General features: G+C 60.8%; 21 protein-coding genes and 1 tRNA gene. 14 read left to right on the plus strand and 8 right to left on the minus strand.

All coding sequences use genetic code 11. The features are described 5' to 3' along the window. Positions 1–364 precede the first annotated feature (364 nt). Together VKS22_10655 and VKS22_10660 are read right to left on the minus strand one after the other, a co-directional pair. Positions 365–1,264: an IS1595 family transposase gene (locus VKS22_10655; GenBank protein ID HLW71068.1), complete on the minus strand. Its 900-nt coding sequence runs from the start codon at positions 1,262–1,264 to the stop codon at positions 365–367. A 584-nt stretch (positions 1,265–1,848) separates the two neighbouring features. Then, the gene (locus tag VKS22_10660) at positions 1,849–2,010 is read right to left on the minus strand and encodes a hypothetical protein (GenBank protein ID HLW71069.1); all 162 of its coding nucleotides are present in this window, start codon (positions 2,008–2,010) and stop codon (positions 1,849–1,851) included. A 107-nt stretch (positions 2,011–2,117) separates the two neighbouring features. Here VKS22_10660 and VKS22_10665 point away from each other — a divergent pair, with 107 nt between their 5' ends. Both VKS22_10665 and VKS22_10670 read left to right on the plus strand, forming a co-directional pair. Then, complete coding sequence (locus VKS22_10665) at positions 2,118–2,762, plus strand: site-specific integrase (protein HLW71070.1); 645 nt, start codon at positions 2,118–2,120, stop codon at positions 2,760–2,762. Then, positions 2,744–3,286: a hypothetical protein gene (locus VKS22_10670; protein HLW71071.1), complete on the plus strand. Its 543-nt coding sequence runs from the start codon at positions 2,744–2,746 to the stop codon at positions 3,284–3,286. The genes VKS22_10665 and VKS22_10670 overlap by 19 nt, the downstream gene beginning before the upstream one ends. An 86-nt stretch (positions 3,287–3,372) precedes the next feature. Here the strand turns inward: VKS22_10670 and VKS22_10675 are convergent. The 6 genes from VKS22_10675 to pstS all read right to left on the minus strand — a co-directional run bounded on the left by VKS22_10675 (position 3,373) and on the right by pstS (position 7,880). After that, positions 3,373–3,453: transfer RNA gene (locus VKS22_10675), tRNA-Leu, on the minus strand. A 106-nt stretch (positions 3,454–3,559) separates the two neighbouring features. Then, positions 3,560–3,976 carry a nitroreductase family deazaflavin-dependent oxidoreductase gene (locus VKS22_10680; protein ID HLW71072.1) on the minus strand — a complete coding sequence of 139 codons (417 nt, stop codon included), beginning with the start codon at positions 3,974–3,976 and terminating at the stop codon, positions 3,560–3,562. A gap of 37 nt (positions 3,977–4,013) precedes the next feature. Further along, positions 4,014–4,823 (minus strand): phosphate ABC transporter ATP-binding protein PstB, encoded by an 810-nt coding sequence (gene pstB, locus VKS22_10685; protein ID HLW71073.1) that lies wholly within the window; start codon positions 4,821–4,823, stop codon positions 4,014–4,016. 23 nt (positions 4,824–4,846) lie between these two features. Beyond that, positions 4,847–5,773: a phosphate ABC transporter permease PstA gene (pstA, locus tag VKS22_10690; GenBank protein HLW71074.1), complete on the minus strand. Its 927-nt coding sequence runs from the start codon at positions 5,771–5,773 to the stop codon at positions 4,847–4,849. Then, the gene (gene pstC, locus VKS22_10695; protein HLW71075.1) at positions 5,773–6,828 is read right to left on the minus strand and encodes a phosphate ABC transporter permease subunit PstC; all 1,056 of its coding nucleotides are present in this window, start codon (positions 6,826–6,828) and stop codon (positions 5,773–5,775) included. The genes pstA and pstC overlap by 1 nt, the downstream gene beginning before the upstream one ends. Continuing rightward, a complete protein-coding gene (gene pstS / locus VKS22_10700; protein ID HLW71076.1) occupies positions 6,825–7,880 on the minus strand; it encodes a phosphate ABC transporter substrate-binding protein PstS in 1,056 nt (351 codons plus the stop codon). Before pstS ends, pstC begins: the two co-directional genes overlap by 4 nt. A 355-nt stretch (positions 7,881–8,235) precedes the next feature. On the opposite strand from pstS, the gene VKS22_10705 reads away from it, so the two are divergent. From VKS22_10705 to VKS22_10760, 12 genes are all read left to right on the plus strand, one after another. Next, positions 8,236–8,733, plus strand: a complete 498-nt coding sequence (locus VKS22_10705) for a metallophosphoesterase (protein ID HLW71077.1) — start codon at positions 8,236–8,238, stop codon at positions 8,731–8,733. 635 nt (positions 8,734–9,368) lie between these two features. Beyond that, positions 9,369–12,002, plus strand: coding sequence for an amino acid adenylation domain-containing protein (locus VKS22_10710; protein ID HLW71078.1), 2,634 nt, complete (start codon positions 9,369–9,371; stop codon positions 12,000–12,002). A gap of 324 nt (positions 12,003–12,326) precedes the next feature. Next, positions 12,327–12,575 carry a hypothetical protein gene (locus tag VKS22_10715; GenBank protein ID HLW71079.1) on the plus strand — a complete coding sequence of 83 codons (249 nt, stop codon included), beginning with the start codon at positions 12,327–12,329 and terminating at the stop codon, positions 12,573–12,575. Between the two features lie 193 nt (positions 12,576–12,768). Further along, positions 12,769–13,827, plus strand: a complete 1,059-nt coding sequence (locus tag VKS22_10720; protein HLW71080.1) for a thioredoxin domain-containing protein — start codon at positions 12,769–12,771, stop codon at positions 13,825–13,827. An 8-nt stretch (positions 13,828–13,835) separates the two neighbouring features. Next, positions 13,836–15,194 (plus strand): glutathione-disulfide reductase, encoded by a 1,359-nt coding sequence (gene gor / locus VKS22_10725; GenBank protein HLW71081.1) that lies wholly within the window; start codon positions 13,836–13,838, stop codon positions 15,192–15,194. Between the two features lie 91 nt (positions 15,195–15,285). Next, entirely contained in the window at positions 15,286–16,347 is a 1,062-nt protein-coding gene (locus tag VKS22_10730) for an Mrp/NBP35 family ATP-binding protein (protein ID HLW71082.1), read from the plus strand. Between the two features lie 53 nt (positions 16,348–16,400). Beyond that, complete coding sequence (locus VKS22_10735) at positions 16,401–17,600, plus strand: hypothetical protein (GenBank protein ID HLW71083.1); 1,200 nt, start codon at positions 16,401–16,403, stop codon at positions 17,598–17,600. Positions 17,601–17,838: 238 nt separating this feature from the next. After that, the gene (locus VKS22_10740; GenBank protein HLW71084.1) at positions 17,839–19,029 is read left to right on the plus strand and encodes an IS256 family transposase; all 1,191 of its coding nucleotides are present in this window, start codon (positions 17,839–17,841) and stop codon (positions 19,027–19,029) included. A 59-nt stretch (positions 19,030–19,088) separates the two neighbouring features. Beyond that, the gene (locus VKS22_10745) at positions 19,089–19,253 is read left to right on the plus strand and encodes a hypothetical protein (GenBank protein HLW71085.1); all 165 of its coding nucleotides are present in this window, start codon (positions 19,089–19,091) and stop codon (positions 19,251–19,253) included. 5 nt (positions 19,254–19,258) lie between these two features. Continuing rightward, on the plus strand, positions 19,259–20,023 hold the full coding sequence (locus tag VKS22_10750; GenBank protein HLW71086.1) for a glycosyltransferase family 2 protein: 765 nt from the start codon (positions 19,259–19,261) through the stop codon (positions 20,021–20,023). 85 nt (positions 20,024–20,108) lie between these two features. Continuing rightward, a complete protein-coding gene (locus tag VKS22_10755) occupies positions 20,109–21,218 on the plus strand; it encodes a polysaccharide biosynthesis/export family protein (protein ID HLW71087.1) in 1,110 nt (369 codons plus the stop codon). Next, a complete protein-coding gene (locus tag VKS22_10760; GenBank protein ID HLW71088.1) occupies positions 21,218–23,548 on the plus strand; it encodes a polysaccharide biosynthesis tyrosine autokinase in 2,331 nt (776 codons plus the stop codon). Before VKS22_10755 ends, VKS22_10760 begins: the two co-directional genes overlap by 1 nt. The last annotated feature ends 17 nt before the right edge of the window (positions 23,549–23,565 follow it).

Genomic DNA, 23,565 nt, shown 5'->3' on the forward strand with positions numbered 1-23,565 from the left:
GGTTCGGGCTTGCGGCTAGCGCTGTAGTGATGGGCGCTGGTTTGGTTCTGAGGTTCTTTGTTGCTTCTGCTTGCAGCGCTTAGGAGCAGGGCTGTTGTGATCAGGATCGGCAGATATTGCGATTTCACTTCGCCGCTTCTGCTTTGGCCTTTTCGGCCTTACGCCGTCGCGCGAAGCGCGCTTTCTGGCTCCGGTAGTGCGGACTTGTTTTCAATTCGTAGTCCTTACAGGTGTAGCAATAGAAGAAAATGATTTTCTGCGCATGCTTCGTCTTAGACATGGCGTCTTGCCCTCGGAAATTTTAGGTTCAGTTGAACCTGCTTTCTGGCCGCGTGATGCAGAAGCATCCGCCAGTTCGGACGCTTCAGCATCCTGCTATAGCTTCGCCGAAAATGTCGGGATTCTTCCGGTTGTTGTGCCGGAACTGAAACTCATTCAGGTACAGCGGCAGATACTTCTTGCTGACGTTGTGGTAAGTGCCGATGACGCCGCGCTTGAACAACGCCCAGAAGCTTTCGATGTTGTTGGTATGGACTTCGCCGCGAACGTACTCATTCTCGGAATGCTTGACGGCTTTCGTGCGGCAATCCACCCGCCGCTTGCAGATAGTCATAGCCGCGATGTCTTCGGTCGCTACGAGGCTTACGCGGTCGCTGACGGTCTTGTGGACGAAACGGTTGAGGGTTTTGGCGTCTGTGTTCTCGATGATCTGGCAAACCACGTTACCCTTCCGGCTGATGGCTCCGATGACGCCCACCTTGCCGGAGCCGATCCCGCCAGTGACGTGCGATTTCTTGTCCCAATGGCGGTTCTTATCCTTGCCGCCGATGAAAGTCTCATCGACCTCGACGATACCCATAAGCTTTTTGAAATCTTCGTCCTTCATGCCAGCGCGGAGCCGGTGGCCGACATACCAAGCGGTATACAGAGAGGAACGCTCACCGAAAAACGTCCGGCGAAGCTGACGGGACGAAACGCCCTTTTTGCTCTGCAATATGGTGTAGAGAACCTTGAACCAGGTTACGAGCGGGACGTTAGTGTTCTCGAAAACAGTTCCGACCGTAACCGAGAACCGATAGGGCGTTCGCTTGGCCGGTCCGCACTTCATACACTGCCAATGGAAGGGCCGTGTCGGTCCGCATTCGTAAACTTTGGTATTGTCGCAGCGCGGGCAGCGCGGGCCGTCCGGCCAGCGACGCATCGTCAAATATGTCCGGCAAGCCGCTTCATCGAGGAAGGTCGCCATAAATTCTTGGAAGGTCATCATGCATAAAAAGATAGCTCACCACGGTGATGTTAGTCAAGAGCCGTAACATTTCCAAAATTGGCTCACGCCGGACTATCGGGACGCGACTGCTGTGCTCGGAAAAAGGCCTCCGCCGATGGTTGGAACGGCAGAAGGTATAAGATACAGCTTGACGGCAAGCCAGCATTACGGCTATTCTCGAATCGCATGAGAACCAAACCGCGGGGGGGACAGCCGATGTTCAAATTGACGGTACGCTTGCCTAATAGCCTGATCGAAAAGGCCAAAATTCGGGCAGTCAAAGACCGACGCACGTTGCAGGACCTTGTGAGTGACGCGCTCGAAGCCTACCTGAAAAGCCCGGCAAGCGGATAGGGAAAGCGATGAAACGGACGCGAGGCTTAGGCGGAACCTATCAGCGCGGCGACGTGTGGTGGATCCAATTCTATCTCCGCGGCAAGCGCTATCGGGAATCGACCGAAGCAACCAATCGGGCTGATGCGATCAAACTTCTCAAGAAGCGTATCGCCGAGGGGCAACAGTCCGGCCGGCCAATCGGTAATCAAGTCGAAAAGACTACGCTCGCCGACCTCACCGAAATGCTACTGAACAATTACCGCGCCAATGACCGACACAGTATCGACCGGATTGAATTCGCGATCCCTCACCTCAAGGAATTTTTCGGGGCCGAGTGCCGCGCCACGGAGCTTACCTCCGATCGGATGGCCGCGTTTCAGGCTTATCGCCAAGGGCAGAAGCGCCATGGCCGGAGCACTGCGAACGCGACGATCAATTATGAGCTGGCCATGCCGCGTCGCGCGTTTCAGCTCGCCACACGCGCCGGCAAGGTGGCGTTCGGCCCGAATTGGAGATGCTACACGTCGAGAATGCCCGGAAGGGGTTTTTCGAAGCCGATCAGTATCGCGCGATTATCGAACAGCTCCCGGAGTATCTCAAGCCGGTCGCGATGGCCGCATACATCACCGGCTGGCGGACGAAGAGCGAGCTGCTCAGCCGGCAATGGCGCCACGTCGATCTCGACGCCGGCTGGCTCCGGCTCGATCCAGGCGAAGGCAAGACCGCCGAAGGACGGATGTTCCCGCTCACGCCCGAGCTAAGCGCTTTGTTGGAAGGGCAGCGCGAGCGCGTTCGCGACCTCGAACGAGCAACCGGGCAAATCATACCGTGGATATTCGTTCACCCTGACGGCACGCCCATCAAGAACTTCCGCTATGCGTGGACGAAGGCTTGCAAGGATGCCGGAGTTCCTGGGCGGCTTGTGCATGACTTCCGCCGAACAGCGGTTCGCCACCTAGAACGCGCCGGCGTGTCGCGCTCAGCCGCGATGAAGATCACCGGCCACAAGACCGAGACGGTCTATCGCCGCTATGCGATCGTGGACGAGGGCATGATGCGCGAAGCGGCCGAGAAGCTCTCAGCGCTAAATCGAGTTGATACCGGCAAAAGGTCAATGCCGATAGTTGTGGGGAGGTCCCGATGGGACACGGAATCATAGCGCTCTTCGCGTTGATTGTCGGAGCGATACTTGGCGGTGTCGGACAGATCTATACGTCTTTTCGAGAAGGGTCGGGCCTCGCCGATGCGCTCAAAGCCGAAATCGAGTCCTTGGTTATCCTTGTTGAGATGCGGGGTTATCTAACCTCTTTGGAAGGGCTTACTACGTTGCTAGAGGCTGGTGCGCACCCCGACGTACCGTACTTGCGCGTCGAGCGTTCCTACTTCGGAATTTTCGAAGCGTCGAGATCCAAAATCGGGCTTTTAGGTGCGGCTGCTGCACCTGTCGTCGAGTCATATGCTTTCGCAAATGCCTTTTTAGAGGACATGCGAACCCTCGCGGACTTCTCGGAGAAAGGCCAGATCGGGAACGTCGCTATGAAACCAGGAGAGTTGGAGCTTCGGGTAAGGTCTGCCCGCGAAGTGCTAAAGAAAGCGCTCGATAGGGGCAAAGTAGCGGCTGAGGAATTAAAGGCCAGATCGAACCAATGGTTCTTGAGGGAACTCCTATGCCTGAGAATATGAGAACAGCCACACTTCAGCCACAATTTCGACATACGGCTTCAACGAATCGCCTCACTGAGCCTCGTAAGTCCCTGATTTTATTGGAATGCGAGAGAGGGGACTTGAACCCCTACGCCTTGCGGCACTGGATCCTAAGTCCAGCGCGTCTGCCATTCCGCCACTCTCGCACCGATTCAGCCGGACTGTGCCGATTGTACGATGCCGCAGGCGACGGGGTCATAATCGGCAAGAGCGCGAGGAAGCCGGCAGCGTCACCCACGGCGCGAGCAAGCCTCAGTCGACGCGGGTGAGGAGCACTACCGGAATCTGGCGCGCGGTCTTTTTCTGATAGTCGGCGAAAATCGGCATCTGCTGCGCCTGCTGATCATAGAGCCGCTGGCGCTCGCTTGCAGGCGCGACCGTCGCGCGGACCTTGTAGCTGTCAGCGCCGAGTTCGACCGTTGCAACCGGATTCGCGACCAGATTGTGATACCACGGCGGACTATGCGGCGCGCCCGCAAAAGAGGCGATCACCACGATGCGATCGCCATCGCGCGTGTAGCACAGGGGCCGCGTCAGCGAGCGGCCGCTCTTGGCGCCAATGGTCGTGAGGAGCAGCACCGGCATCCCGGCCATCTGACCGCCGACCTTGCCTTGATTGGCGCGGAATTCCTTGATGACGCCCTGGTTGAACTCATCGAGTTGTGACATCTCTGGCTCCTCAATGAAAGCGCGTTGAATCGAAGGCTCAGCTGAATTCACCGCGAATGTAGGCCTGAGTTTCGGGCGCCGCCGGGCTCTCGAAAATCTGCGCGGTCTCGCCGTATTCGACCATATAGCCGGTGCGCCCGCCGCCTGACGTATCGACGTAGAGAAACGCGGTCCTATCGGCGACGCGTTTGGCCTGCTGCAAATTATGCGTGACGATCGCGATCGTGTACTTTTGCTTGAGTTCCTGCATCAGCTCCTCGATCCGATGGGTCGCGATCGGATCCAGCGCCGAGCACGGCTCGTCCATCAGCAGCACCGCAGGTTCGGTTGCGATCGCGCGTGCGATGCAGAGCCGCTGCTGTTGCCCGCCCGAGAGCGCGAGCGCACTAGTATGCAGCTTGTCCTTGACCTCTTCCCACAACGCCGCGCCGCGCAGCGCGCGCTCGACCCGATCATCAAAGCTGCCGCGGTAGCGGTTGAGCCGCAGTCCGAATGCGACGTTGCGATAGATCGTCATCGCAAACGGATTCGGCTGCTGGAAGACCATCCCGATATGCCGCCGCACGGCGACCGGGTCGATCCGGCCTCCATAAATATCCTGCCCGCGAAAAAAGATATGTCCCTTGAAGCGGAAGCCGCGCACCAGATCATTCATCCGATTGAGGCAGCGCAGAGCAGTGCTTTTGCCGCATCCCGAGGGCCCGATAAAAGCCGTTATCGTTCCACGTCTGATTTGCAGCGCGACGTCGCGCAGCGCTTTGAACTTGCCGTAATGCAGCTCCGAGATATTGCAATCGATCAAGGTGCTAGTGTCCGCACCATTCGCCATTGCCGGTAAGGCAGCCATCGAGTCACCGTACTTGCTGTCGGTTATTTGTTGTAGCGCTTGGCCAGACTTTGTCCGGCCAAGTTGACCGCGAGGACCATCATTACTAGCACTAACGCCGCCGACCACGCTAGCGCGATCTGGTTGTCAAAGGGTGAACCGGAGAAGTTGTAGATGAGTACCGCCAATGATGCGATGGGTTTCATTAAATCGCTCACGCCCTTCGGCCACATATGGGGAGTCGTTCGGCTAATCCAAAACTCACTAAAAAGCGCGGTGAAGAGCAACGGCGCGGTCTCGCCTGCCGCGCGCGCGATTGCAAGCATCACGCCCGTTAATATTCCCGGCACTGCGGTCGGTAATACCACGCGCGTGACGGTTTGGGTTTGCGTCGCGCCCATCCCGATCGCGGCTTCGCGCATCCGACGGGGAACCCGCTGGATCGCATCCTCGGCCGTGAGCAATACCGTCGGGATCATCAGCAACGCCAGGGCGACGCCGCCGGCCGGCGCCGAGAAACCACCCGTCACGAGCACCACCGTGGCGAAAGCGAATACTCCGGCCAGGATCGAAGGTAGCCCGGTCAGAACCTTGGCGGCGAAACGTACCGCCTGAGTGGTCCTTGTCTCGGGTCCGAATTCCGACGTGTAGATCGCTGCGAGAATACCGATCGGAACACTGATCATAGTTGCGATCAGCACAATCACGACCGTGCCGACGATCGCGTTGCCGAAACCGCCACCGACGGTCATCGCGGCCGGAGGTAATTCGGTTATTGCGGCCCAACCCAGGCTGGCGCTACCGCGAATGATCAACAGATACAAAACCGAAAACAGTGGGAACAATGCGGCGATTGTCGCTGCGCCGGTCAGGAAGCTCATCACGACGCTGAACAACTGTCGCGGTTGGCGCAACGAGCGTTCAAGGGCATTCAGATCGACTTCCGGGGGTTTACCTGCCGCCGGCGTCATCAGCGCAGCCCCATCAATGCAGCGTTGGCGCGCTGCAGGATCAGCGTGCCGATAATATTCACGATCAGTGTGATGCCAAGCAGGACCAGCGCCGCATACATCAAGGCGCCGACTTCGGCCGTGCCGGCTTCGGGAAAATGATTCGCCAGCAGCGCCGCCAGCGTATTGGCCGGCGAAAACATCGACCAGCTAAGGACGTTCGCGTTGCCCGCGAGCATCGCCAGCGCCATGGTCTCGCCGAGCGCGCGTCCGAAGCCGAGGATGATCCCGCCGAAGATGCCGGTGGCGGCAGTCGGCAGAAAGATCGCGAGGATCGCTTCCCAGCGCGTCGCGCCGATCCCGAAGGCGGCCTCGCGAATCTTCGGCGGCACGGCCACCAGCGCGTCGCGCGAGATTGCGGAAATCGTCGGCAGCACCATGATCGCCAGCACGATCGCCGCCGGAAACAGCCCCGGACCGCTCAGATTAGTACTGAAAAAAGGAATCCAACCCAGATGGCCGTTCAGCCAATTCGCCATCGGGCGGATCATCGGGATAACTACGAAGATGCCCCATAAGCCATAAACGACGCTCGGAATTGCCGCCAGCAATTCGATCGTGATGCGGAGAAAATTTTCAACCCGATCCGGCAGGGTGGCCAAGAAACGTACTTCCTCAAGACCCATAAACTTGAGGACCTGTTCGAGCGCGACAGAAAGAAAACGCTCGCTGAGAAAAATCGCTATCGCCAGGCCAAAAACTGTTCCGCCCGCCACTCCCAGAATCGAGCTGTAAAGCGTCCCGGCGATGGCCGGCAGCACGCCAAACGTCCCGCGATTCGAGTCCCAGGTCGTGCCCGTCAGAAAGCTCCAGCCATAATCGTGGATCGCCGGCATCGCGACGCGCGCGATACTGATGACCACATACACAGTCAGGAGCACCGTAAACGCGGCGATAGCGAAGGTGAATTGCCGGAAGGCTCGGTCCCACGCCACCTCGCCTCGGGACGGGGGCCGCGAAACCTCGCGTTCCGGCGGGGTGGCCGCGGTGCTCAGCGCGGAGGAGCCATCGCTCATGAAATCTCTGGGAGCGCTTTTTTGTCGGCCTCGATCACGGTTGCCGGCAGGGGAATGTAGCCTAATTCCTCACTGAAACTCTGGCCTTGGCCGAGGCCGAATTCGACCAGCGATTTCACGACCGCCGCAGTTTTCGGGTCGCCGTACTTTTTGTAGCAAAGCATCCAGGTGTAAGTGACGATCGGGTACGAGCTCTCGCCCGCCGGATCGGGAATCCACGCGCGCCGGTTGCCCGGCAGCGTCATACTCGCAAGCGCACGCTGGCCGGCCTGTAAATCGGGTTTAATGAACTTACCGGCCTTGTTTTCGAGCAGCGCCATCGGCATGGACGTTTGCTTCGCATAACCATATTCGACGTAGCCGATTGCACCGGGAGTCTGCTTGATCAAGGCGGCCACACCGGTGTTGCCCTTACCTGCGACACCTACCGGAAAGTTTACAGACGTGCCGACGCCGGGCCCGCTTTTCCACGCCTCGCTGATAGCGCTCAGATGGGTGGTGAAGGCGAAGGTTGTGCCACTGCCGTCCGAACGGCTCACTACGGTAATTTTTGTGTCAGGCAGCTTTGCCCCGGGATTGGCCTGGGCGATCGCCGGATCGTTCCACTGAGTAATCTTACCGAGAAAAATCTCGGCGTAGGCTTCGCGCGTTAGTCTCACTTCCGATGGCGCCTCGGGGAGGTTGTAGGCCAGCACGATGCTGCCTGCCGTCATGGGCAGCAGCACGGCGCCGTTCTTGACCGCAGCCATCTGCGCATCGGTCATAGCGGCATCGCTCGCGCCGAAATCGACGAGGTTCTGTTGAAATTGCTTGATTCCGGCGCCGCTGCCCAGCGCCTGGTAATTGATCTGCACGTTCGGATGCAGCTTGTTGTATTCGGCAAACCAGCGCTCGTAGAGGGGAGCGGGAAAAGTCGCCCCGGTGCCCTGCAGAGTGACGGCGTCGTCGCTGTAGGCTACGCCGTCCATGAGATGAGCACCCACGATCGCGAGAAAAAAACCGCTGAGCACCAGCCGGATTAACTTCGTTACTATCTTCTTCTCGAATCGCATAGACCTCACCTGAAAGTTTTGCTTGATGTAGCATGACGCTGCTTAGAATCCGCCGATTTAATGCACGAACCAACCAATTGCTGTTAAGGAAATATGAAGAGCATGTGACGTATTCAAACCTTTCGCAGGCGACTCAACTCTGACCAGTACGAAATTTACTTTTGTGATCTGCGCCTATGTGTGTGATCTGCGCCTATGTGTGTGATCTGCGCCTATGGTAGCTAATAGTCAGAAGTTAACCCGCCGATAGTCAGAAATTAAAAGTAGCGCCTTACGTTCGTGCGCATGAAAGCGGAAAATCCTCTGCAGATGGTGGCAGCAGATTTTGCGGTGCGGCGGATGTGCAGGTGATGACTTGCCCGGCTCGAAGCGCGAACGCGTGATCGGCGCCGGCGACAGCTCGGAGAAACCCCGCCTTGGTGGCATCAAGTCTTACCGCTCAATCTGGATCTCAGACCTGCATCTGGGCGCGCGTCAATCGCGAGCCGCGGCGCTGCTCGATTTTCTCCGTAGTCACGAGGCGGAGAATCTGTTTTTGGTCGGCGACGTCATCGAGGACGGAAACGCTGGCGCGCAATGGTGCTGGAGCGCCAATCAGCAGGCGGTGATTGAGGAGTTGCGCGCCTGGTCGCGGCGGGGTTCACGCGTTGAGCTGCTGCCGGGTGATCACGATCGCGACCCGACTCTCGCCGCGCGCTTGCTCGGCCTACGGGTGCGAGCCTCGGAGCTGGTCCACCGCACCGGGGAAGGGCGCATCATGCTCGTGGACCCATGGTCATCAGTTCGAGCGGGCGCCGGCCGCGGTTCTGCGCCGGCCGAACCGCGCCAGCGCGCTTACGCTCCGCCTCGATGATTGGCGCGGAATCAACGACGCACGCGAACACCCGCAGCGTGCACTCGCGCGCTTTCTTTTCAGGCGTTTCCGTCGGAGTGCGCATTCTCTTGGCGCTTTCGACGAACGTGCAATCTACGACGCGGTGCGCGCGCGACGGAGGTCTACCTTCTGAGTCTGCCGAGGTTTACCCTCAGAGGCATCTTCAATCGGCCCGAAACCGCATCAGCGTGATTGAACCGCGTTTGGGTCGAGCCGCGGACTGGCTCATCCACCATTTAGTCCGTCAGCCTTCGCGCATTTAGGAGAATCGCTCGAAATCCGCGCGTGTGGGCGCGATTTGCGATTACGCATGCACCCAGAGAGCGTCTCCGGCGGCGTCACTATGAGGAATCCAGCAAAATCTATCCGCGCGTTTCTGCTACGTCCATCTCCAAGATTGCTCGATTGCAAGTCCAGCGCATACTTCACGAGCCGGCCACCGCCTGAGCGTTGATGAGCCTGTTTCTGGAGAGAACATTGAAATCGCGTTAACATTGGTAGTAAGTTGTCATCTTTACCAAGAAACGCTTGTTCCATGTTAAGAAAGCTCAAACTGGCCGTACACGCCCTCGGCTTGCGGCACCTCGTTCATCTCGACCACGACCGGTAGGTCCATGGAAATCCGGCCGAGCGGCCTGATTTACGAAGTTATCGAGCGTCAGGCTCGTCGCACACCGGAGCGGACGGCGGCGATTTTCCGCGGTCGCGAGTTGACTTACCGGCAGTTAATCGAAGAGGTCAAACAGCTATCAGCGCGACTGCTCCGACAAGGGGTGGGTGCGGAGAGCGTCGTGGCTATTTGTCTGGAGCGGTCTTCTGAGATGCTGATCGCGATGCTCGCGGTGTTGCAGGCGGGTGGCGCCTATCTGCCCTTGGATCCCGGATTTCCGGCCGAGCGGCTGGCCTTCATGATCACCGACAGCTCCACTGGGCTGGTTATTACGCGATCCGCCATGGCGTCGCGGTTTTCGCCGTCACGGCTTTCGGAGAGCCCAGTCCGGACGTTGGTGATCGACCAGCCGGGAGACGTACGTGACGAAGATGGCTCTGTGAAAACCGCCCAGCCGGGACCGGCCAATCTGGCATATCTGATGTACACCTCCGGGTCGACCGGAACGCCCAAGGGCGTAATGATCGAGCATCGCAATGTCGTCAATTTCTTCGCCGGTATGGATGAACTCCTAGGCACCGAGCCGGGCGTCTGGCTCGCCGTCACCAGCATCTCGTTCGACATTTCGGTTTTAGAGCTGCTCTGGACACTGGCGCGCGGCTACACCGTGGTGATCCAGAGCGACGAGGAAAAATTCTCCGCGACCGGCGAATACGGAATCGGCGCGCAGCTGAAGCGTTATGGCGTAACACATTTTCAATGCACACCGACGATGGCCGAATTGTTAGTGCAGCGGCCACTGGTGATGGAGGGGCTGAAAGGGCTGCGCAAACTACTGCTGGGTGGTGAAGTGCTGCCGCCCGCATTGGCGGATTACCTCTCACGTAACATCGCGGGCGATCTTCACAACATGTACGGGCCCACTGAAACCACGATCTGGTCAACCAGCGCTCGGATCCGGCCGGGCGAGGCGATTACGATCGGATGGCCAATCGTGAACACGCAGGTCCGTGTTATCGCCGAGGACGGTCGCGAATGTTCCGGTGACGAAGTTGGCGAGATTTATATTAGCGGCGCTGGAGTCGCGCGAGGCTATTGGCGGCGGCCCGAACTCACTGCGCAGCGCTTTGTCACGTCCACGTTCGGCGCGGACGCGCCGGTACGGCTGTACAAGACCGGCGATCGCGGATGCTGGCGCGCAGATGGAGCGCTGGAGTTTCGGGGACGCGCTGACGATCAGATCAAAATTCGTGGCTATCGGGTCGAGCCAGGCGAGGTTGAAGCCGTCGTGCGGGAGCATCCGGCGGTCCTGCAATCAGCTGTAGTTGCGTACGCGCAGGGCAGCGTCGCGCGACTCGCGGCCTATGTGGTGGCGAAAGCGGGCTGCGGAATCACACCGGAAGAATTGCGCGTCGCCGCCAGTCGTAAATTGCCCGAGTACATGGTTCCTGCCGCCTTTGTTTTTATCCCCAGTCTGCCCACCACGCCCAACGGTAAGATTGATCGGAATGCGTTGCCACCACCGGAGGAGCTCCAGCGCTCGGAGGCGGTCGAGGGGATCGGGGCGACGCCCGACGAAATTGAGAGCACGCTCGAGCGATGGTGTCGGGAGGAAATGCCCGGCGATGAGCCGCTCGATTCGCAAACTGACTTCTTTCAGATGGGCGGGCAGTCGCTTAGTCTGGTGCGGCTTTTCGCGCGAATCAACCAGACTTACCGGGTGCAACTAAGTGCGGCGACGATCTTCGAGGCCCCGACCATTGAAAAATTGGCGCAACGGATCCGCAATGGCGCTGCCGCTGCCACAAAATCGTCACTGATTTCGATTCGTCCCGCCGGTTCGAAACCGCCGCTTTATCTTTTTCCGGACATCAACGGCAGCGTTATCGGCTTTGATATGCTGGTTCGGAGCCTGCCGGAGGAATTGCCAGTCTATGGGGTTGAGTCCACATGGCTGCATTCCGAGGCTGCGCCGCCGCTGCGTCTCGAAGAGATAGCAGCGCGGCACGTCGAAGACATCCGTTCGATCCAGCCACATGGCCCGTTTTATCTGCTCGGCTACTCGTTCGGCGGTCTGGTGGCGTTTGAGGCAGCCCAACAATTGGTAGAAGCCGGCGAAACCGTCGGGATGCTGGGCATGCTTGACACCTGGCAAACCGAGCGCATTCGTCAACTCGATGCGGTGCATTCTCGCCGTCAGAAGCTTGCGCGCCGCGCACATAAGGCGCTGATGCACGCACGAATGCTGTGGGCCGGACCCAATCGCCTCAAGTATTTTGAGAATCATTTGTTTGGGAGGTTCCGCGAAGCGCTGGGCGCATTAATCTGGCACGCCCCTCTGCAATGGTATACCCGCCCCGGCAAGCTGCTTCCGCAGTTCTTGCGTCAACCGCGCCGTATCAATCGGTTCGTAGCACGGCGGTACGTCGCTCGGCTTTATCCAGGGCGTATTACGGTGTTTCGTGCCGCCGAAGGAATAGCGGCGGACGACGAGCGTTATGATGACTCGCTGGGATGGCGGGATATCGCAGTCATGGGAGTCGAGATGCACGAAGTTCCTGGATGCCATCGCGACATTCTACAAGAAGCGCAAGTCTGGCGGCGGGTTCGGCAATGTCTCGAAATCCACATGGAATGACCGCCGCGTCTCGAGCATTATGCGAATGAACAGCGCGAGAACTGCAAATCGAAGTGCGCGGCGCGCTCGGTCATGAAATCGAGAGCGTCCGTTTCATCTCGTCCGGCGAAAGCAAGGTTTGTACTTAGTGGATCCCGAAATTTAGACCGCTGGTGAAGGTGGGGATCCTGCCCCCTAAGAAGCCGGCCAAGACGGCTCGGCCTAGGAAGCAGAGGATGTCGCCGAATTGACGCTCGTTTCATGCCTGCCTTCCTTTTCCGGCAAACACTAGCTCATCTCTGGGTAACCTCCACCGGGTAAGGCCGCTATAACACGGATTCGATTTTGCAAAACCGCATGGGCGTGGTGATCAAATCGTTCAGCGAGATAGATAGCGCAGTGGCGATGATGCTCGATACCCTGCAAATCGACGCCTTTCGCCGAAAGATCGCTGCGATGGAGAATCGCGCGCTCTACGAAATTCCGCGATGCTCGAACAGTTGCTGCTACCCAAGCCAGGTCAAAAGCCTCGATGCTAAGATTCGGCGCGTAATCGTCGCGGCCGACGGCGCCGAGCCGGGTCAGGCTGAATAGACCGCCATCGCCACAAGTCCGAGATAGGTGATATTCTGGCGTCGCCCTTTGCGGGGGCTATTGAGAGGTTATGATGCCTTTTACTGTGAACGCAGTTCGCATACTCACCCGCGCGACTCGGCGCCGAGGCCCACGTTTCGCCGGGTGTTATGAGGCTTGGCCGGGCCGCGCGCGGATTTCGCCGAAGGGAGCGATGGGCTTGGCGCTTGTCGCGATTCTGCTGCTCGGCGGTGTCCGCGCCGGTTTCGCGGCCGATCAGAGTGACCGCGGCGCGGTCTTACAGAGTGACGACGGCGCGGTGTTGGCGACCGTCGGGAATCATCGAATTACTCGCCGGCAGGTGGATGATCAGGTACTGCGGGGCGTAAGTCCGTCGCAACTTTATGATCTGCGCAAGCAGGCGATGGACAAGTTGATCGACGACTATCTACTCGAACAGGCGGCGAAAAAGGCCGGTGTCACGCCGGATCAATATCTCGCGAAGGAAACTAATAAGGCGCCGGTGAGCGATAGCGATGCACGCAAGTTCTATGACGACCATCGCGCGGCGATTGACCAGCAGGTAAAAGGGCAATCGTTCGATCAGATCAAAGGCCGGATCATTCTAGCGCTCGAGCATCAGAACGCGCGGGAAAGCAGTGAGGCTTTGATCGCCAAGCTGCGCGCCAAGAGTGGGGTCAAGATCGCGTTGCAGGCGCCGCACGTGAACATCGCCAGCGCCGGCCATCCGTGGGCAGGAGGTAAGGATGCCCCGGTAACCGTGGTCGAATTCTCGGATTTCCAATGTCCATATTGCCGTGCGGCGGAAACTCCGATTAAACAGTTGCAGGCCAAATACGGCGACAAGATCAAGCTGGTCTATCTCGATTTTCCGCTAGGCTTTCACGAACATGCGATGGATGCGGCGCGTGCCGGGCAATGCGCCGCGGCGCAGGGTAAATTTTGGCAGTATCACGACGCACTGTTCGCCGATCAGTCGAAACTGGCGCCGGTTGATTTGAAGGCGACCGCGGCAAAAATCGGACTTAACAGCACGCAGTTCGCTGCCTGCTACGACAAAGGGACGCCCGACGCCGCGATCCGCAGCACTCAGGCGCAAGGGCAGTCGCTGGGGGTAACCGGCACGCCGACGTTCTTTATCAACGGTCGCGAGATAACCGGCGCACAACCGCTCGACAAATTCAGCGCGATCATCGATGAGGAGTTGGCCGCGGCGAAAGCGCCGGTAGCGCAGCAGGCGAGGGTGGATTAAGCGCCGCGATGACGCGCCGGTACGAGCTCGATCTTTTCGTCATCGGCGCGGGCTCCGGCGGCGTTCGCGCGAGCCGGATCGCAGCCGGGCATGGGGCCAAGGTTGCAGTCGCCGAAGAGCGTTATCTGGGCGGCACCTGTGTAAACGTCGGCTGTATCCCGAAAAAGCTGCTGGTCTATGCCTCAGAGTTTGGCGAGGTCTTCGAGGATGCAGTCGGTTTCGGCTGGGAAGCGTCGCGGCCGGCGTTCGACTGGCAGAAGCTGATCGCTAACAAAAACTCAGAGATTTCCAGGCTCAACGGCGTTTACGAAAAACTCCTGACCGGCGCGGGCGTCGAAATCATTCGCGATCGCGCAGAGATCGTTGATCCGCATACGGTGGCGATCGGCGACCGGCGCATCACCGCCGAATACATTCTGGCGGCGACCGGCAGTTGGCCGACTAAGCCCGGACTTCCGGGCGCCGAGTTGGCGATCACCTCAAACGAAGCTTTTTTTCTTGAGCGAATGCCGCGCCGGGTCGCGATCGTCGGCGGCGGCTATATCGCGGTCGAGTTCGCCGGCATTTTTCACGGCCTCGGCGCTGCGGTCAGCTTGATTCATCGCGGCAGCCAGTTACTGCGCGGTTTCGACGACGACCTGCGCGTAGCTTTGGCTGAAGAATTGCGTAAGCGCAAATTTGATTTGCATCTCGGCGTGCTCGTCGGGGTGCTCGAACGGCGCGGCAAGGGGCTGCGGGCGCGGCTCAGCAACGGTACCGTGATCGAAGCCGACCTGATGATGTTCGCCACCGGGCGGCATCCGAATTCGCGCGGCCTCGGTCTCGAAGAGGCCGGCGTCGAGCTGGACGTTGGCGGCGCAGTGATAGTCGATGAATACTCGCGCAGCTCGGTCCCTAGCATCTATGCGATCGGCGACCTGACGAATCGAAAGAATCTGACGCCGGTGGCGATCGCCGAGGGTCACGCATTGGCGGATTCGTTGTTTGGCGGGCGGCGCCGCGCGATCGATTTCGATAATGTGCCCTCCGCAGTCTTCAGCCAGCCGCCGATTGCGACTGTGGGGCTGACCGAAACCGAGGCGCGGGCGCGCTTCGGCGCGGTCGATATTTACAAATCTTCGTTCAAGCCGCTCAAGCATACGCTCAGCGGGCGCGACGAACGCACGCTGATGAAGCTGGTGGTCGAGCGGGCAGGCGGGCGAGTGCTCGGTGCGCATATGATGGGCTCCGATGCGGGTGAGATCATCCAGGGCCTCGCGATCGCGCTCAAGTGCGGCGCGACCAAGGCGCAATTCGACGCCACCATTGGAATTCATCCAACCGCAGCCGAAGAGTTCGTGACGATGCGCACCAAAGTTAGCACCTGATAAAAAGTCCGGTGCCTGATAAGATTGCGCGGTCGCTTGCCGCGCTGGCGTCTTGAACTTTCACCGCTCGCCGCGCGGCGCGGAGAGATGAATGCCGAGCCCGCAGGAAATTCAGAACGAACTCAGGAAAATCCGCTACCCGGGTTTCAGCCGCGACATCGTCTCGTTCGGGATGGTCAAGGACATCGAGGTCGCGGATGGTGGCGTGACGGTGATTCTGACTGCGGCGTCCGCGAAGCCGGAGGTAATCGCCGAGATCTCGAGCGCGGTCGAACAGACGGTCGCCGCGATGCCTGGCGTAGGCAAAATCAAGATCGAGGTCGAGCAGGCGCCACCGCCGCGCATGGTCGCGGGCGCCGCTCAGCGCCGTCCGATCGGCGGCGTCCGCCACGTCGTCGCGGTGGCCAGCGGCAAGGGCGGCGTCGGCAAATCGACGGTCGCGGTCAATCTCGCGCTGGCGATGGCGTCACTCGGTTGGCGCATCGGCCTGATGGACGCCGACGTGTACGGACCGAGTGTCGCGATGATGGTCGGGGCGGGTGAGCAGGTGCGGGTCAGCGGCGATCGGCGGATCGTGCCACTCGAACGCTTCGGTATCCGTTATGTCTCGATGGCGCTGTTCATCAATGACCAGACGCCGGTTATCTGGCGCGGCCCGATGGTCACCAAGCTCGAAAGCGAGTTTCTGTTTAATGTCGAATGGGGTGAGCTGGATTGTCTCGTTTTGGATTTACCGCCGGGCACCGGCGACGCGCAATTGACTATTACCCAGCGGGTGACGCTCGCGGGCGGCGTGATCGTCACGACGCCGCAGGCGATCGCGCTGCTCGACGTGAAACGCGGCGTCGCGATGTTTCAGGAGGTAGATGTGCCGGTTCTCGGCGTCGTCGAAAACATGAGCTATCACCTCTGCCGCAAGTGCGGCAGCCGCCATGAAATCTTCGCGCATGGCGGCGGCGCGCGCTTGGCCGAATCCCTCGGCGTGCCTTTTCTCGGTGAGCTGCCGTTGCTGCGCGAACTCAGAGAGGGCGGCGATACCGCGGCGCCGATTGTCGCCGCCCATCCGGAACATCCGGTAACCGCGACCTTCCGCGCGATCGCGGGCGCGATTCAAACGCGGCTCGATCAAGGCGACGCGCGCAGGCCCGCCTAACACCGATGATCCCGCGTTCCCCTGCGACGGGCTAAAAGGAGGATTCCACTACTATGAGCACGACGACCGATCCCACCACCAGAACGATGTTGGCGCTCTCCGCGATTAGCTACCGCGGGTACAATCTCGTGGGCGACCAGGCGCTCAAGCGGGCGCTGTTGAAGCGCCTGTTGGACCAATGCCTTACCCAGCTCCAGCCCACGATAGGCTATTGGTCGATTGTGTGGGGGCCATGCGACTTCAGCCCGACCGTGGTCGGCTTCGACGACGCGATGATGTACGTCGCGGAGAAGGTCAATGATCCCACGACACTCGCGATAGTAATTCGCGGAACCAATCCAATTTCGACCACCGATTTTTTCTACGAGGACTCACTGATCGAAGTTCAACAGCCATGGCCGGCTTCCGCCGGCGCGAAGATCTCGACGAGCACCGCGCTCGGGCTTGCCGTACTTCTCAACCTGAGTTGGGACAAAGCGGTGTTGGACAAGCCCGTCTTGTTATCCGCAACGCCCAGCTTGAGAGAAAGATTAAGGGCAGAGCCGCGGAAAATTACATTCACGGCGAGCGAAGGAGAACTCTCGCGCGCCCGCACGAGAATCGCCGACATGGTGACCGCTCATTTCAAGACTGCGGAGCTGTTGACTGCTCGTTCCGGAGCTGCGGAACTGTTGACTGCTGTCTCGGGGGCTGGCGCACAACCTCCCGACGGAATCACCCTCGAGGCTTTTCTGCGCGCGCGCCTGCGTCCGGGCTCGTCCACTAACCTCTACGTGACCGGCCACAGCAAGGGCGGCGCGCAAAGTTCGACGCTGGCGCTCCGGCTGGCGGAGATCCTGTCCGATTGCGTCGTTTACAACTATTCCTTTGCCGGTCCGACGGCCGGCAATAAGGCCTTCGCCGACTACTCAGATCGGATTCTGGCGGCGTGTTGTCATCGGGTATGGAATCAGCGCGACGTTGTTCCGCGCACCTTCGTGCCCAGCCTGATGAAAGAAATCCCCGACGTCTACGAGTTGACCGCCGTGGACCGAGTCACGGTTGCAGCCGGGATCGCTTCGTCAATCGCGGCTTTGTCGAAGGTCGTTTACATTCAAGTCGCGGGCGACGGAACCTCCTTCCCATCCGACCTCGCGCCGAACCTGGACATGACCAGCCAGATCGGCCATCAGCACGTCGACGCCTATCTCGGCTGGGCTGACTTGCTGGGCCAGATCAGCGCCAAGACCCTGTTTGCGCCGGTATTTGGCTAACGCCTCGTCGTCGAAAACATGAGCTATCAACTGTGTCGCAAGTGCGGCAGCCGTCATGAGATCTTCGCGCACGGCGGCGGCGCCCGCTTGGCCGAATCCCTCGGCGTGCCTTTTCTCGGTGAGCTGCCGGTGCTTGGTAGTGTCGCGAAGTTGGTGGAAAAAGTGAAAAGGCGTCAAGATCCGGCGAGTTGAGCCACAACTCACACCCGCTGGGCGGCGGGTGTCGGAGGATGACGCCATGGAGACGGATAGCAGGAGTTCGGGGGGCGGAGAAGGGACGCTCGCGGAGCTGATGCGGGAGCGGATTCGGGCCATGATCGAAGCCCTCGTCGGTGAAGAACTGGAGGCCGCGCTGGGAGCGGCCCGCTCACAACGCGTGGGGCCGGTTCGAACCGGCTATCGACACGGCCAGCGCGCCCGCACGTTGACGACCAGCTTGGGCGCGACGACGATCCCGCTGCCGCGGGCGCGGATCGAAGAGGCGCAGGGCCAGCGCCGCGAGTGGCACAGCCGGATGATTCCGCGCTATCAGCGCCGCACCGCGCGGGTCGACGAAGCGATTGTTGGGGTTTATCTGAGCGGCGCCAATACCCGGCGGCTGCGCGGCGCGCTTGCGCCGCGGCTGCGTGGCGCGCCGTTGTCGAAGGATGGCGTGTCGCGTCTGGTGGGGCGCTTGCGCGAAGACTTTGAGGCCTGGGCCCAGCGGGATCTCGGCGAGCTGAAGATTCGTTACCTGTTTCTGGATGGCTGGTATCCGCGGGTCCGGATCGGAAAGAAGCGCGTCCGGGTGCCGGTGCTGGTCACGCTGGGCGTGTGCGCCAACGGCCAACGCGTGGTGCTCGAGCTGCGGCTGGCCGGGGGCGCGAGTGAGCCAGCGTGGCTGGACGCGCTACGCTCGCTGGCCGCGCGCAATCTCGGCGCTCCGCGGTTGGCTGTGATTGATGGCAATCCGGGGCTGGCCGCGGCGCTTAAAGTGCAATGGCCCACGCTCGCGATCCAGCGCTGCACCAACCACAAGCTATGGACTTTGCTGGCCACGGCGCCGGCCCATCTGCGCGAGGAACTGGCCGAGGATTATCGGCGCATGATTTACGCCGAGAGCCGCGACGCGGTGGAGCATACGCGCGTCGGCTTTGCGCGCAAGTGGAAGCTGCGCTGCAAAGCGGTCAGCGCCAGCTTCGAGGAGGCGGGCGACGAGCTCTTCACCTGCACTGCGTTTCCCGCCTCGCAGTGGAAGGCGTTGCGGACCACCAACGCGCTGGAACGGATCACCGAGGAGTTTCGCCGGCGGACCAAAACCCAGGCTTCGCTGCCCAATCAGGAGGCCGTGCTGTTCTTGCTCTTCGGCCTCCTGCGCAGCGGTCAAGTGCGGCTGCGTCGTCTGGTCGGCTGGCAGGATCTGATTAGTTCACAAATGGAGGCGGCGTAAGCAACGACTCAGTCAACTGCTCGCTCGTCGACGGCTGATGCCAATTACTTTTCTACCAATTGACCGACACCACCCCGTTGCTGCGCGAACTCAGAGAGGGCGGCGATACCGCGGCGCCGATTGTCGCGGCCCATCCGGAACATCCGGTGACCGCGACCTTCCGCGCGATCGCGGGCGCGATTCAGACGCGGCTCGATCAAGGCGACGCGCGCAAGCCCGCCTAATCCCGATGGCGCCGCGTCCCACCGTCTCACTGATCGTAATTACGCGCGACGAGGAACAACTGATCGGACAGTGCCTCGGCAGTGCGAAATCGTTCTGCGACGAGTTGATCGTGGTCGATTCGTTGTCGACGGATAGAACTGTGGCAATCGCCCGTGACCTCGGTGCGCGGGTCTTCGAGCAGGAATTCACCGACTACGTCCGCCAGAAGCAGGCCGCGCTCGATCACGCGACGTCGGAATGGGTGCTGCTGCTTGACGCCGACGAGCAGGCGACGAGCGCTCTCGGCCGCGAAATCGAGACGGCGATAGCTGCGCCCGATGCCGCCGACGGCTATCGCATCCAGCGCGTCCTCTACCATCTGCGGCACTACTATACACGCCCCATCTATCGTGATTACCCGGTGCGGCTCTTCCGCCGCGAGCGCGGCTATATCGGCGGAATCGACCCGCACGACAAGGTTGTCGTGCAGGGACAGGTGAGCCGCTTGCGCGCGCCGATTCTGCACTTCAGTTATCGCGATGTCGCCGATCACGTCGCGACCATGAATCGCTTTAGCACGCGCGGGGCGGCGCAGGCCGCGCCCTCGCGGCTGGCGGCCGTCCGGATGTTCACCCATCCGCTGTGGCGGTTCTTTAACTTCTATGTCGTGCGCGGCGGATTTCTGGAGGGCGGCGCGGGGCTCTATGCGTCGATGAGCGCAGCATTTTACGTATTTCTGAAGTACGCAAAGCTTTATGAGCAGCGGCTTCAGAGCATCCGTCCACGCTAACGTAGAGTGAATTAGAGTACATTGTTTCTTCTTGACAAGACAATACCTATTTAGAGTAGGCTGTGACATCAGGCTATTTCGAGTGATGAAGAGTGGTGATTTTTCGGGCATCCTGGCGCGGATCGTCGCAGGCTGCCTGATGGTAGGCTGTGCGTCCAGCACGATGCGTACGACCCCAGGTAGTTCAACGCTGGCAGATCCTCCGGCGGCGAGCGCGGAAACGTCATCGGCGAATACCGCCGACCCGCGTCTGGCCGCACTCTGGGCTCGTCGGACGAGTGCGGCAGGCTCAGGTCACGAAGACTATCCGATCGGCCCGGGCGATGTGCTGACCGTCTCGGTGCCGGAGATTGATGAAATCAAGGATCGGAAAGTGCGGGTGTCGACGCAGGGGACGATCGAACTGCCGCTAATTGGTGTAGTTTCGGCGGGCGGTTTGAGCGAGGACGGGTTGGCGCGCGAATTGGACCTCAAGCTGCAAAAATATATGTTCAACCCGCAGGCGACGGTCTTCGTCGATGAGTATCGAAATCGGGAGGCGGCGGTCGTTGGCGCGGTCAACAAACCCGGGCTGCTTGTGCTGACGAGTCCGGCCGAAACGATTCTCGATGTGCTGACGCAAGCCGGCGGCGTCGCGCCAACCGCCGCGGACGAGCTGGTGCTGATTCCCGGCGACGAACGGAGCGCCGCCAATCCGCAGCTTCCGGGGGGCGGAGCCAACGAGCAGGACGCGGTCGGAACGCTCGCGATGGCGAACTCGGCGCACGCCGTCTCGATTGGCTTGCGCAGCGGGTCACTTAGCGGCAGCGGAAAATATCTAAGTTTGCCGGTGCGCCCGGGCGACGTCATCGTGGTGCCGGGCGGCGGTCAGGTAATGGTCGTGGGCTGGGTGCATAATCCGGGGCATTTTGAAGTCGGTTCGGGACTGACGGTGCTGGGCGCGATCGGCGAAGCCGGCGGCCCGATGTATGCCGCGGCGACCAAAGAGATCGCGCTTATCCGCAGCGAGAAGGACGGCGCCAAGAGCACCGTGGCGGTGAATCTCGACAAGATTGCTCACGGCGAGCAGCCTGATATTCCGGTCAAGGCCAACGACGTGATCGACGTGCCCTATTCCGACCTGCGGATCGGCCCCTACATCTTTTATTCGGTCGTCGAACGGATCGGGCTCATGGCCCCCGCGATACCCTACTAATGGACCGCTCTAAGCCAACCTCCCATCGCCTGCCGGCGGTGCACGAGATCGAGGCCGAAGCGTGGGAAATTCGGGACGGCGCTAACGAGCCGCTGCTCGAGGTGTGGCGCTACTGGCGCACGATACGGAGGCATCTGCGGGTAGTGATCGGAGCGACGCTCGCGGCCCTGGTGCTGACGGCGATTCACCTGATTGGCGCGAGGCCGATCTACACGGCCGAGACCACGATCATGATCGAGCCTAACGCCGAGCAGGGTTCGAGTACTCTCGAGAGTCTAATCGAGATCGAAGCCGCGGCGGCCAACTCGGATCAGTACTACAAAACGCAATGCGCGATCCTGGAGAGCCGCCAGCTCGCCGCCGACGTCGTCGGCGAGCTGGCGTTGGACCGAAATCCGATTTTTCTCGGCCAGGCTGCGGACAAAGAGAATGTCCTGGCGCAGTGGTGGAGCGGACTCTTCTCCGGGTCGCAGAGCGCCGGAGTGACGACGCGCGCGCCGACGACAATCCCGCCCGACGCGCAAGGGGAACCAGCGCTCGCGAGCGCGCCGCCGGCCGCCGTGCGCGCCTATCTCGAAATGCTCAAGGTCACGCCGGTCGCTGACACCAACCTGGTCCGAATCAGCTTTGCGACTCCCGACGCGGCGCTCTCGGCGCAACTCGCCAACGCCCACGTGCAGGCCTACGAACGCCAGCAACTGCAACGGCAGGGTACGCAAACGGAAACGGCGCAGCGCTTTCTGCGCGACAAACTGGTCGGAATCAAAGACGAGCTGCAAAAGTCTGAGGCCGCGCTCAATGACTATCGCCGCGCCAAGGGAATTATTCCGGGCCTGATCTCGCTCGACGGCAAGGACGCCGTGGTGCTGGATCGGCTCGCCGATCTCAGCAAGGACCTGACCCAGGCGCAGGTGGCGCGGATCGCGCTCGAGGCGCAGGTGCAATCAATCGACAAACACGACTATGCGTCGATTCCCGAAGTGACGCAGAACGTGACGATTCAGGATTTGCAGAAACAGCTCGATGAACTATATGGCGAGGCCGCGGCGCTCGCGAGCCAGTTCAAGCCGGACTATCCGCCGCTGGCGAAACTGCGCGCGCAGATCGCCGCAGTCGAGCTGCGGCTCAAGGCTGCGATCGGCGAGGTTGTCAACGGAATTCAGTCTCAATACCGCGAAGCCGCGGAAAAGGAAAATGAGCTCCAGGCCGAGATGGGGCGGCAGCGCGTCGAAACCCTCAACCTCAACGACGCCGCGGCCCAGTACGCGATCCTGCAGCGCGAGGTCGATACGAATCGCGAACTCTACAACGCGGTCTTGACGCGCATGAAAGACGTCGCGGTGCAGAGCGGCGCCGATCAGACCAACGTCTCGGTGATCAACTCGGCCGAGGCGCCGACCGTCGCGACCAGTCCGCGGAAGGCGCGCGACCTGATCCTGGCGCTGGTCACTGGGCTGAGCGGCGGCATGGCACTCGCTTTCATCCTCGAGTTTCTCGACAGCACGCTCAAGAATCCGGAAGAAGCCGAGAGTTACCTCAAGCTGCCGACCCTCGGGATCGTTCCCGATATCGCGCAGGTCCAGGGCAAGCCGCAAGCCTATGGCTCGAATGCGCTGCCCGCGGCGCGCGCGCCCGCGGCTTTGCCGCACACCAACGATCTGGTGCTCGCGCATGGTTCCTACTCGCAGCTTGGCGAAGCCTATCGCAACCTGCGCACGGCGCTGCTGTTGTCGCGCGCCGGCGGACCGCCGGGCACGATCCTGATCACCAGCGCGACCAGCCGCGAAGGCAAGACCGTAACGGCGGTAAACTTGTCAGTGATGCTGGCGCAGCTTGGCGGCACGATCCTGATCGACGCGGACCTGCGGCGCGCGCGCTGTCATCGGGTGCTCGGGCTCGACAATCGCGCTGGACTGACCGAGGTGCTGACCGGCGCACTCGAGGCGGCCGCGGTGATCGCGCCGACCGGAATCGAGCACTTTGATCTGCTCGGCGCCGGTTCGGCGCCGCCCAATCCGACCGAGCTGCTGGGTTCCCTCAAGATGGCTGAGCTGATTCAGGATTTACGCGGACGTTACCAGTACATCGTGATCGATTCATCGCCGGTACTGCCGGTGAGCGACGCTCTGCTGCTGGCGCATGCGGTCGACGGCGTGGTGGTAGTGGCCAACGGTGCGACGACGCCGCGCCAGCAGGTGCGTGCGGCCTGCGCGCGGCTGGGCTACGCGCGCGGCAAGATTCTGGGCTTGGTGCTGAATCGGGTGCAGTCGCAGACGGCGGACTATTACGGCTACTATCGCGAGGATTACTACTCGATCCGGGAGCGCTAGCGAGCGAGCTGCAGGAC

This window comes from Candidatus Binataceae bacterium, assembly GCA_035308025.1.
In the GTDB taxonomy this organism is placed as follows: Bacteria; Desulfobacterota; Binatia; order Binatales; family Binataceae; genus JAJPHI01.

Excerpts from the sequence above, each read along its gene's own strand:
- VKS22_10655 (HLW71068.1), bottom strand. The coding sequence starts at position 1,264 with ATGACCTTCCAAGAATTTATGGCGACCTTCCTCGATGAAGCGGCTTGC.
- VKS22_10660 (HLW71069.1), bottom strand. The coding sequence starts at position 2,010 with ATGGCGCTTCTGCCCTTGGCGATAAGCCTGAAACGCGGCCATCCGATC.
- VKS22_10665 (HLW71070.1), top strand. The coding sequence starts at position 2,118 with ATGCTACACGTCGAGAATGCCCGGAAGGGGTTTTTCGAAGCCGATCAG.
- VKS22_10670 (HLW71071.1), top strand. The coding sequence starts at position 2,744 with ATGGGACACGGAATCATAGCGCTCTTCGCGTTGATTGTCGGAGCGATA.
- VKS22_10680 (HLW71072.1), bottom strand. The coding sequence starts at position 3,976 with ATGTCACAACTCGATGAGTTCAACCAGGGCGTCATCAAGGAATTCCGC.
- pstB (HLW71073.1), bottom strand. The coding sequence starts at position 4,823 with ATGGCTGCCTTACCGGCAATGGCGAATGGTGCGGACACTAGCACCTTG.
- pstA (HLW71074.1), bottom strand. The coding sequence starts at position 5,773 with ATGACGCCGGCGGCAGGTAAACCCCCGGAAGTCGATCTGAATGCCCTT.
- pstC (HLW71075.1), bottom strand. The coding sequence starts at position 6,828 with ATGAGCGATGGCTCCTCCGCGCTGAGCACCGCGGCCACCCCGCCGGAA.
- pstS (HLW71076.1), bottom strand. The coding sequence starts at position 7,880 with ATGCGATTCGAGAAGAAGATAGTAACGAAGTTAATCCGGCTGGTGCTC.
- VKS22_10710 (HLW71078.1), top strand. The coding sequence starts at position 9,369 with ATGGAAATCCGGCCGAGCGGCCTGATTTACGAAGTTATCGAGCGTCAG.
- VKS22_10720 (HLW71080.1), top strand. The coding sequence starts at position 12,769 with ATGGGCTTGGCGCTTGTCGCGATTCTGCTGCTCGGCGGTGTCCGCGCC.
- gor (HLW71081.1), top strand. The coding sequence starts at position 13,836 with ATGACGCGCCGGTACGAGCTCGATCTTTTCGTCATCGGCGCGGGCTCC.
- VKS22_10730 (HLW71082.1), top strand. The coding sequence starts at position 15,286 with ATGCCGAGCCCGCAGGAAATTCAGAACGAACTCAGGAAAATCCGCTAC.
- VKS22_10735 (HLW71083.1), top strand. The coding sequence starts at position 16,401 with ATGAGCACGACGACCGATCCCACCACCAGAACGATGTTGGCGCTCTCC.
- VKS22_10740 (HLW71084.1), top strand. The coding sequence starts at position 17,839 with ATGGAGACGGATAGCAGGAGTTCGGGGGGCGGAGAAGGGACGCTCGCG.
- VKS22_10750 (HLW71086.1), top strand. The coding sequence starts at position 19,259 with ATGGCGCCGCGTCCCACCGTCTCACTGATCGTAATTACGCGCGACGAG.
- VKS22_10755 (HLW71087.1), top strand. The coding sequence starts at position 20,109 with ATGAAGAGTGGTGATTTTTCGGGCATCCTGGCGCGGATCGTCGCAGGC.
- VKS22_10760 (HLW71088.1), top strand. The coding sequence starts at position 21,218 with ATGGACCGCTCTAAGCCAACCTCCCATCGCCTGCCGGCGGTGCACGAG.